Source organism: Zhongshania sp. (genome assembly GCF_041623545.1).
Classification (GTDB): domain Bacteria; phylum Pseudomonadota; class Gammaproteobacteria; order Pseudomonadales; family Spongiibacteraceae; genus Spongiibacter.
On the sequence record NZ_JBFJWS010000122.1, the window covers coordinates 1 to 8,980 of the forward strand.

An 8,980-nucleotide genomic window follows, 5' to 3' on the forward strand; every position below is an offset into this window, starting at 1 on the left:
ATAGCCGCGACTGCCGTATTTCCCCATAATGCCCCGGGCAAAGCTCTGAAAGTCGACCACTTCATCCATAATCCGGCGCACTTCACCAGTAAAACGCTCTGGGTCTTTGTCGACATAGCTGCGCGCACCCTCAATCACTTTAACGAGTTCTTGAGTCGTATCGGCAACCACTTCGTATGGCCCCTTCTGCGCCGCCGATGCTTGGGCTAACAAGCCAAAGGCCGTAAACGCCACTAATAAAATTCGCTTAAACATATCATCCCCTCAATAATTTTTAACCGCTAAAACACGGCATAACACTGCTAACTGCAAGCTTCGACCACTGTTTACGAAAATGACTCCCGCATACGATGCCAGCTAATCCTGTTATTTTGTCACATTGGAAATTATCATAGCCAACATTAGCCCCAGCTTAACGGGCAACTTTAATTAACCAGGTAACTCAGTGTGACCAATAGCACATCATATACTAGCTCTGCTCTGCGTGTTATCCGCATGGAACGCGACGCCGTCGCTACCCTCGCCGACCGTATCGACGACAGTTTCAGCCAAGCTTGCGATATTCTTTTGTCGTGCAAGGGCCGAGTCGTGGTTACCGGTATGGGCAAGTCTGGTCATATCGGCAATAAAATTGCAGCCACCCTTGCCAGTACCGGCACACCCGCATTTTTTGTCCACCCCGGCGAGGCCAGCCACGGCGACCTTGGCATGATTACAGCGGGCGATGTTGTCATTGCGCTATCTAACTCAGGCACCACCGGCGAGTTAATTACCATTTTACCCCTACTAAAACTGCTCGCGGTACCGGTGATCGCCCTTACCGGCAACCCGGCGTCCGAGCTCGCCACCACTGCTGACGTGCACCTAAACGTCAGCGTGGCCGAAGAAGCCTGCCCACTCAACCTCGCCCCGACCTCCAGCACAACGGTGACCTTGGTAATGGGGGACGCGCTGGCTATTGCGCTACTGGAAGCCAGAGGCTTCACCGCAAATGATTTTGCACTGTCCCACCCCGGCGGCGCACTCGGCCGCCGCTTGATTCTAAAAATTGACAGTATTATGCATACCGGCGACAGCATCCCCAAAATCGCCTTGGGCAGCGCCCTGAGTGGCGCCCTGCTGGAAATGAGTAGTAAAACCCTCGGAATGACAACCGTGGTCGATCAAAACGGTATATTGGCCGGTATTTTTACTGACGGAGACCTCCGCCGAGCGATCGACCGCGGTATTGATATACATAAGTGCCCCATCGATGACATCATGACCCGCAATTGCCGGACCATTAAACCTGGCACTATGGCCGCTGAAGCGCTGCGAATCATGGAAGATAATAAAATTACGGTACTGGTCGCCGTCAACGACAGCGGCCAACCCGTTGGCGTCATACACACCCACGACCTGCTAAAAGCAGGCGTTGCCTAGGAACCCCTTGCCACATGCACAGCGTGATTGAGAAAGCAAAAACGATCAAACTCTTGGCCATGGATGTCGATGGTGTCCTCACCAACGGCAGTCTCTACTTTGGCAATAGTGGCGAGGAGATGAAAGCCTTTAGCATTCTTGACGGTCTCGGTATTAAGTTACTCCGCGACGCAGGGATTAAGCCCGCCATTATCACCGGGCGCTGCTCGGAATTAGTTAAGCGCCGCGCCGGCGAGCTGAAAATAGAACTCATCTACCAAGGTAGAGAAGACAAGCTCGTTGCACTCGAGGAATTGCGCGCCGATCTTGGCCTTGAAATGAGCGAAATCGCCTATGTCGGCGACGACCTCCCCGATCTTTCGGCAATTCGCCAAGCCGGACTCGGCATCACCGTCGCCAATGGCCACGAATTTGTCGCCCGTCACGCTGACTGGCAAACCCGCGCAGCGGGAGGCAACGGTGCGATTCGCGAAGTTTGCGAGCTTATTTTAAAGGCGCAAGACAAACTCAATGGCGCGCTGGAACAATACCTTTAAAAATGAAACAAATTAAATTCACCATCTTTTCCGTCTTATCGGCCATCACTGCTTTGGCGGGCACGGTTATTTACCTCACCCAATACAGCGAAAGCGGTAAATTAAGCATTGTTGAACGCTTCAAGGCAGTCCCTGACGCCGACTCCCACCTCAGCCAAGTTGACGGCATAAAATACAGCATCGATGGTCGTATCGCATACAAATGGCGCGCCAGTAGCGCTGAGCGATTAATTTCCGACGGCTCAATCTCATTGCAAGACCCCTCATATATCGGCAATATCGCTGACCAGCGACCGTGGACCGCCAGTGCCAAGACGGGCAAGCTCTCCCAAGACGGCGAGCAATTAACGCTACAGGACACCGTGCTGGTTAAAGACCTGATTCGCCAGGCGCAAATAAGCACTGAATTACTATTAATAAATTTGGAGAACAGCGAAGTGAGTACCGATCAGCCACTGACCTTGTCACTGCGCAACGGCAAAACTCACTCGCTAGGCATGAAAGCCAGCATGAAAAATGAGCGCGTTGAACTCCTTGACCAGGTAAAAGGCCAATATGACCCTATTTAAAGCTGCGCTAGTGCCCACACTGGCGCTGAGTGTTTGCAGCGCTGCGCTGAGCCTACCAGATGATCGCAAACAGGCCATCAATCTCAGCTCAGACCGCGCCATTTACGAGAACAACCAAGGCGTCTACATTGGCAATGTCAATATGAGTCAAGGCTCGCTAAAAATACGGGCCGATAAGTTGACCATTATTGAGTCAAATCGCAAGGTTGAGAAAGTGATCGCCGAAGGCAGCCCCGCCTACTTTGAGCAACAGCCCCGCACCGACGAGGGGGTCGTGATCGCCAGCGCCCAACGCATTGAATACAGTTTACAGCAGGAAGAAATTTTACTTCAAAAGAATGCCTCAATTACCCACCAAGGTTCTAAGATTTCAGGTGACCGCGTGGTATACAGTGGCCGCAAGCAAATGGTGGTCGCCGATGGCGGCACCACCGAAAAAGAAAACCGAGTTAAAATGACCCTCCAGCCCCAGGCAATCCCAGACAGCGAGCTGCCCGGCAATGCGGGTAAAAATGAGACGGTTAGCCCCACCCCGGACAACACCCCCAGTGGAGGCTCGCGCTAACCATGCCAGTTCTGCAAGCCAGCAACCTCGCCAAGGCCTACAAGGGTCGCGAAATCATTAAAGATGTCTCGTTGACGATACGCAGCGGAGAAATTGTCGGCCTACTTGGCCCCAACGGCGCCGGCAAAACCACCTGTTTTTATATGATTGTCGGTATCGTCAACGCCGACCGTGGCAGCATACGTCTCGATGACCGCGACCTGACGCGACTATCAATAAATGGCCGCGCAAAAAACGGCGTCGGCTACCTGCCTCAAGAAGCGTCAATATTCCGCAAATTGACGGTCGCCGACAATATTATGGCGATACTTGAAACTCGCAGCGACCTCAACCGCAAACAACGTAAAGAAAAGCTCGAGGCGCTGCTTCAAGAATTCCATATTACTCACATCCGCAAGTCCATGGGTATGGCACTCTCTGGCGGCGAGCGGCGCCGGGTTGAAATTGCCCGCGCCCTGGCCACCGAACCCAGCTTCATCCTGCTTGACGAGCCCTTTGCCGGGGTCGACCCGATCTCGGTGAACGATATTCAAAATATCGTAAAACACCTGCAAGCCCGCGGCATTGGCGTATTGATAACTGATCACAATGTCCGTGAAACCCTCGATATTTGCGACAAAGCCTATATTGTCGGCGAAGGCAGAATCGTTGCCGAAGGTGACGCCAATACTGTGCTAAACAATCAGGTTGTTCGCGACATTTACCTAGGCGATAAATTTACCTTGTAATTTGCGCATAGCGTAAATGACACGGCACAGGTATTGCAGGAGATGGTTGTCCCGACTACACTGAGTGAGAGGCAAAAATTATTGCCGGTAGAGCAAAACCCCGTGCTCGTGTTGCCATTATCCTGTTGTAGAAGCCGCTGCCTATGAAACAATCGCTACAGCTCAAAGTCGGTCAAAGTTTGACCATGACGCCTCAGCTGCAACAAGCGATTCGCTTATTACAACTCTCTACCCTGGACCTCCAGCAAGAAATACAAACCGCACTGGACTCCAACCCTCTACTTGAAATTAGCGACGACGCCGACGATTTCGAGGTCAATATCGAGCCGACGTCCGCTGAACCCAAAAAAGCCGAGAAAACTAGCGATCAAGAAACCGAAGCCCCCCAGCCCGAAGCCGATACTGAATGGGCGGAGCGCAGCGATATCCCCGACGATTTACCCGTAGACAGCCAGTGGGATGACGTATATCAAACCAGCGGCACTAGCAGCGGCTCTGGGAGCGGCTCAGCCTCAGAAGACAACGATTACAGTAATGACTACCGCAACTCCAGCGCAGACTCACTCCAAGATCATTTACGCTGGCAGTTAAATCTTAGCCGCATGTCAGATATCGACCGCCTAATTGCCGATGCCATCATCGACGCGATCGACGACAACGGTAGGCTCACTGTTAGCGCCGAAGACCTTGTTGAAGGCTTCGACAATGACGAAATCGAGATCGAAGAATTCAATGCGGTTTTACACCTTATTCAACAATTTGATCCACCAGGTGTCGCTGCCCGTGACCTGCAAGAATGCCTGTTAATTCAACTTAAGCAGCTGCCATCCGACACCCTTTTTGTCGAAGAAGCCCAGCTTGTTGTCAGTCAATACATGGCGCAATTAGGCAATCGCGACTATAACCAGATTATGCGCCGTTGCCGACTGAAAGAAGACCAGCTTCGCGAAGTAATAAAACTGGTGCAATCCCTCAACCCCACGCCCGGCGACGGCATTGGTGCCGATGATACTGAGTATGTGGTTCCCGATGTGTTTGTCAGCAAGAAGGACGATCGCTGGTTGGTAGAACTTAACCCAGACATTGCCCCCAAAATTCAAATCAATGCGCATTACGCAGCACTGGCGAGAAAGAGTAGCAATAGCAGTGACAACGACTATATTCGCGACAATCTGCAAGAAGCCCGCTGGTTTATCAAAAGTTTGCTCAGCCGCAATGAAACCTTGATGAAAGTCGCTACCAAAATTGTCGAATACCAGCGCGGCTTTTTAGAATACGGCGACGAGGCCATGAAGCCACTGGTTTTGCATGACATAGCAGAGGCGGTCGGTATGCACGAGTCCACGATTTCCCGCGTAACGACGCAAAAGTACATGCACACCCCACGGGGAATTTTTGAGCTCAAATACTTTTTCTCCAGCCATGTTTCGACCGACACTGGTGGCGAGTGTTCATCTACCGCGATTCGTGCATTAATTAAAAAGCTGGTTGCAGCTGAAAACCCTCGCAAGCCCTTAAGCGACAGCAAAATTACCGATTTACTCGGCGAGCAAGGCATTCAAGTTGCTCGCCGCACCATTGCAAAATACCGAGAATCACTGGTTATTCCGCCGTCTAACGAGCGGAAACGACTGGTATAGTGGCAGTGCCCCTGTTACGGTCATTGTCGTCATACACGCGCCGTGAGGCGCTGGTTATTTTCAGCGATGAAGGAGCAAGATATGCAGATTACTGTTAGTGGTCACCACGTTGACGTTACCCCGTCTCTTCGCGATTACGTCAATACTAAGCTCGGCAAACTTCAACGACATTTTGACAATATCACCAATACCGACGTCACCCTGTCAGTAGAAAAGCTCATACAGAAAGCCGAGGCCACCGTGCACGTCGCCGGCGCCGACCTATTTGCCACCTGCGAATCGGAGGATATGTACGCGGCGATCGACAGCCTGACCGACAAACTCGATAGACAACTCATTAAGCACAAAGAAAAAACCCTGGGCCGCTAAGGCCCCTGACCCACTCAAACTGTTGCAAGAAACCATGATACTCAATTCCATTCTCACCTTAGGACGCACCCATAGCGGTGCGTCCATTACCAGCAAAAAGCGACTACTCGAATTTATTTCAGCCGGTATCAGCGCTGACAACAGCGAATTTGACGCCGACGAATTATTTAATGAATTACTCGCTAGGGAGCGCCTAGGCAGCACCGGTATCGGTCATGGGGTAGCGATTCCCCATTGCCGCAGCAGTCGCTGCACGGCAATCACTGGCATGCTACTTAAGCTCGACCAAGCGATTGATTTCGAGGCCATTGACGATAAACCCGTTGACCTAGTGTTTGCCCTTATCGTTCCAGCCGAAGCCCACGACGAACACCTCAAAGTATTAGGCGCGCTGGCAACGGCATTTAACGAAGAAGACTTCCGCGACGATTTGCGCAGTGCGAGCTCGGACCAAGCCCTATTTGAACGAGCGTTAAAAGGCTAATGGAACTCATCATCCTCAGTGGGCGATCTGGGTCCGGTAAAAGTACCGCCCTACACCAATTGGAAGATGAAGGCTTCTACGCCATCGATAATTTACCGGTGTCACTGCTACCGGAATTGGTTCGCGAACTATCCTTAAGCCCCTTAAAGGTCCATCAGCACGTAGCGGTCTGTATCGACGCCCGCAACGCTCAAGATGGCCTAGCTCGATTTAAGAGCCTCTGCGAGCAAGTTAAGCAACACGCTCATCTACGCATCGTTTTTCTCGATGCTGGCGATGACAAGCTAATCAAACGCTTTAGTGAAACTCGGCGCCGCCACCCCCTAACCACCGACTCATTGCCACTGGCTGACGCCATTAAACTGGAGTCGCGCTTACTTGAGCCGATCGTTGTCGAGGCATCACTGGCGATCGATACCAGTGATTTGACCGTACACGAATTGCGCGATGCAATTCGCGATCGCATTCTCGGCGTCGATGCCAGTCGTCTTGCCGTGCAGCTCAAATCCTTTGGCTTTAAACGCGGCCTACCGATTGATGCCGACCTTGTCTATGACCTACGCATGCTGCCCAACCCCCACTGGCAGGAAAATTTGCGCAGCCTGACCGGCCGCGACCAAGCCGTTCAAGACTTTCTCGCTAAACAGGCCGATGTGCAATTAATGCACCAAGATATTTTGCACTACCTACAGACTTGGCTACCCAAAATTGAAGCCAGTAACCGTAGCTATTTCACTATTGCCATTGGTTGCACCGGTGGCCAACATCGCTCAGTATACATGGTCGAATCTTTGGCCAAGACCATCCGCAACACTTACCCAGACCTCCAAGTTCGCCATCGCGAACTCCAGAATTAGAGACACTACGATGGTCGAAGCAGAACTCAAAATCATCAATAAATTGGGCTTACATGCTCGCGCTGCAGCCAAGCTGGTCGCCACCACCGGTGCCTTTAGCTCAGCAATCACCTTGCGTATTGGCAACAAAAGTGTCGACGGTAAAAGTATTATGTCAGTCATGATGCTTGCCGCAGGTAAAGGCAGTGATATCACTGTTAGCTGTGATGGCAGCGATGAGGCTGCAGCCTTGGCCGCGATACAAGATCTAATAAATCAACGCTTTGGCGAAGGAGAGTAAGAAACTTTATTTCATCCGAGATTCGCTTGCCGATTGTTGCGCGCCGCGCTTTCAAGGATAATTACCCAGATATTACACAAATCCACCACGGCTCAGGCTAGGGATAGGTATGGCCCAGACTGCAGACAAATTACAAACCGAGAGCCAGCTCAAAACCCTTAATGACGCCCTGGGTTCCGGCGGATTCCTGCAAATTCGCCGCATGCTAAACGGCCTGCCGCCAGCAGATGCCGCTCACCTCATTGAATCAACGCCACACAAGATCCGTACCGTACTGTGGCAACTTATTGACTCAGAGAATGAAGGTGACATCCTTCAGCACCTCAATGACGAAGTTCAGAGCCAATTTCTGCGGCTAATGGACGCCGAGGAAGTCGCCGCGATCACTGAAGGCCTCGAAGCCGACGATGTCGCCGATATCCTCCAGCAATTGCCTGATCGAGTCATTCGCGAAGTCCTAGAGTCGATGGACCACCAGGACCGCCTCCGCGTCGAGCACGTTTTGTCCTTCGACGAAGACACCGCCGGCGGCTTGATGAACACCGACACGATTACCGTGCGGCCAAACATCACCCTCGATGTCGCGATGCGCTATTTGCGCCGCCACGAGAGCCTGCCAGAGATGACCGACAGCTTAATCGTAGTCAACCGCAACGATCAGTACATCGGCATTCTTTCGCTACGCAAATTGCTGGTATCCGATCCCAGCGTCACTGTGCGGGAAATCATGGACACCGAGGTGGAGCCTATTTCCGCCAGTATGTCCTCCAAAGAAGTCGCCACCCTCTTCGCCCGCCACGACTGGGTATCCGCACCGGTTATTGGCGACGACAGCTTGCTATTAGGCCGAATCACCATCGATGACGTGGTCGATGTTATCCGTGAAGAGTCGGACCACTCTCTGATGAGCATGGCGGGCTTGGATGAAGATGAAGACACCTTCGCAGCCGTCTGGAGCACTGCGCCAAGGCGAGCCATATGGCTGGGTATTAACTTACTGACGGCCTTTATCGCCTCAGGCGTTATCAATTTGTTTGAAGCCACTATTGAAAAAGTCGTCGCACTGGCAGTACTCATGCCGATTGTGGCGAGCATGGGCGGCGTCGCGGGTACCCAAACCTTAACGGTAGTGATTCGCGGCATGGCGCTTGGCCATATCAGCAAAGACAATAGCCGCTGGTTAATTAACCGCGAGATAATGGTAGGCGCGATAAACGGCGGCCTCTGGGCACTCATCGTCGCCGGTGCGACGACAGTATGGTTTGGCGATCCCTTGATGGGTGCCATTATTGCCGCCGCAATGATCATCAACTTAATCACGGCGGCGCTGGCCGGCGCCGCGCTACCCCTTATCATGAAATCATTAAATATCGACCCAGCCCTCGCTGGCGGTGTAGTACTCACCACCGTCACCGATGTTATCGGCTTTATGTCCTTCCTCGGCTTGGCCACCTATTTTTACGCTTAATAGCAACGGACTTTACTGTGATTGAACCAACACCAGAATCAGAGCGCCCCAGCAAGACGGCG

At 52.2% G+C, this 8,980-nt stretch carries 12 protein-coding genes; 11 read left to right on the forward strand and 1 reads right to left on the reverse strand.

Translation table 11 applies throughout. The features are described from left to right. A partial coding sequence (locus ABYT30_RS11580; protein WP_373096588.1) for an ABC transporter substrate-binding protein occupies positions 1-255 on the reverse strand: 255 nt, incomplete at its 3' end. Positions 256-447: 192 nt separating this feature from the next. Between ABYT30_RS11580 and ABYT30_RS11585 the strand changes: the two genes are divergently transcribed. The 11 genes from ABYT30_RS11585 (at position 448) to mgtE (ending at position 8,918) form a co-directional block, all read left to right on the forward strand. After that, positions 448-1,422: a KpsF/GutQ family sugar-phosphate isomerase gene (locus ABYT30_RS11585; protein WP_373081792.1), complete on the forward strand. Its 975-nt coding sequence runs from the start codon at positions 448-450 to the stop codon at positions 1,420-1,422. A 14-nt stretch (positions 1,423-1,436) separates the two neighbouring features. Continuing rightward, positions 1,437-1,958 (forward strand): KdsC family phosphatase, encoded by a 522-nt coding sequence (locus tag ABYT30_RS11590; RefSeq protein WP_373081791.1) that lies wholly within the window; start codon positions 1,437-1,439, stop codon positions 1,956-1,958. Between the two features lie 2 nt (positions 1,959-1,960). After that, positions 1,961-2,527 (forward strand): LPS export ABC transporter periplasmic protein LptC, encoded by a 567-nt coding sequence (gene lptC, locus ABYT30_RS11595; RefSeq protein ID WP_373081790.1) that lies wholly within the window; start codon positions 1,961-1,963, stop codon positions 2,525-2,527. After that, a complete protein-coding gene (gene lptA, locus ABYT30_RS11600) occupies positions 2,514-3,092 on the forward strand; it encodes a lipopolysaccharide transport periplasmic protein LptA (RefSeq protein ID WP_373081789.1) in 579 nt (192 codons plus the stop codon). The genes lptC and lptA overlap by 14 nt, the downstream gene beginning before the upstream one ends. A 2-nt stretch (positions 3,093-3,094) precedes the next feature. Continuing rightward, positions 3,095-3,820 carry an LPS export ABC transporter ATP-binding protein gene (gene lptB, locus ABYT30_RS11605; protein ID WP_373081787.1) on the forward strand — a complete coding sequence of 242 codons (726 nt, stop codon included), beginning with the start codon at positions 3,095-3,097 and terminating at the stop codon, positions 3,818-3,820. Between the two features lie 143 nt (positions 3,821-3,963). Beyond that, positions 3,964-5,460, forward strand: a complete 1,497-nt coding sequence (locus ABYT30_RS11610) for an RNA polymerase factor sigma-54 (RefSeq protein WP_373081786.1) — start codon at positions 3,964-3,966, stop codon at positions 5,458-5,460. A gap of 81 nt (positions 5,461-5,541) precedes the next feature. Next, the gene (hpf, locus tag ABYT30_RS11615) at positions 5,542-5,829 is read left to right on the forward strand and encodes a ribosome hibernation-promoting factor, HPF/YfiA family (RefSeq protein ID WP_008251637.1); all 288 of its coding nucleotides are present in this window, start codon (positions 5,542-5,544) and stop codon (positions 5,827-5,829) included. Between the two features lie 34 nt (positions 5,830-5,863). Continuing rightward, a complete protein-coding gene (locus tag ABYT30_RS11620; RefSeq protein ID WP_373096591.1) occupies positions 5,864-6,313 on the forward strand; it encodes a PTS sugar transporter subunit IIA in 450 nt (149 codons plus the stop codon). Next, a complete protein-coding gene (rapZ, locus tag ABYT30_RS11625; RefSeq protein WP_373096594.1) occupies positions 6,313-7,170 on the forward strand; it encodes an RNase adapter RapZ in 858 nt (285 codons plus the stop codon). The genes ABYT30_RS11620 and rapZ overlap by 1 nt, the downstream gene beginning before the upstream one ends. Before the next feature lie 10 nt (positions 7,171-7,180). Continuing rightward, complete coding sequence (locus tag ABYT30_RS11630; RefSeq protein ID WP_373096597.1) at positions 7,181-7,450, forward strand: HPr family phosphocarrier protein; 270 nt, start codon at positions 7,181-7,183, stop codon at positions 7,448-7,450. A gap of 109 nt (positions 7,451-7,559) precedes the next feature. After that, complete coding sequence (gene mgtE, locus ABYT30_RS11635) at positions 7,560-8,918, forward strand: magnesium transporter (RefSeq protein ID WP_373081777.1); 1,359 nt, start codon at positions 7,560-7,562, stop codon at positions 8,916-8,918. Positions 8,919-8,980 lie beyond the last annotated feature (62 nt).

Bases quoted from the DNA above. Each gene is read 5' to 3' on its own strand.
- ABYT30_RS11590 (WP_373081791.1), top strand. From the start codon at position 1,437: ATGCACAGCGTGATTGAGAAAGCAAAAACGATCAAACTCTTGGCCATG.
- lptC (WP_373081790.1), top strand. From the start codon at position 1,961: ATGAAACAAATTAAATTCACCATCTTTTCCGTCTTATCGGCCATCACT.
- lptA (WP_373081789.1), top strand. From the start codon at position 2,514: ATGACCCTATTTAAAGCTGCGCTAGTGCCCACACTGGCGCTGAGTGTT.
- lptB (WP_373081787.1), top strand. From the start codon at position 3,095: ATGCCAGTTCTGCAAGCCAGCAACCTCGCCAAGGCCTACAAGGGTCGC.
- ABYT30_RS11610 (WP_373081786.1), top strand. From the start codon at position 3,964: ATGAAACAATCGCTACAGCTCAAAGTCGGTCAAAGTTTGACCATGACG.
- hpf (WP_008251637.1), top strand. From the start codon at position 5,542: ATGCAGATTACTGTTAGTGGTCACCACGTTGACGTTACCCCGTCTCTT.
- ABYT30_RS11620 (WP_373096591.1), top strand. From the start codon at position 5,864: ATGATACTCAATTCCATTCTCACCTTAGGACGCACCCATAGCGGTGCG.
- rapZ (WP_373096594.1), top strand. From the start codon at position 6,313: ATGGAACTCATCATCCTCAGTGGGCGATCTGGGTCCGGTAAAAGTACC.
- ABYT30_RS11630 (WP_373096597.1), top strand. From the start codon at position 7,181: ATGGTCGAAGCAGAACTCAAAATCATCAATAAATTGGGCTTACATGCT.
- mgtE (WP_373081777.1), top strand. From the start codon at position 7,560: ATGGCCCAGACTGCAGACAAATTACAAACCGAGAGCCAGCTCAAAACC.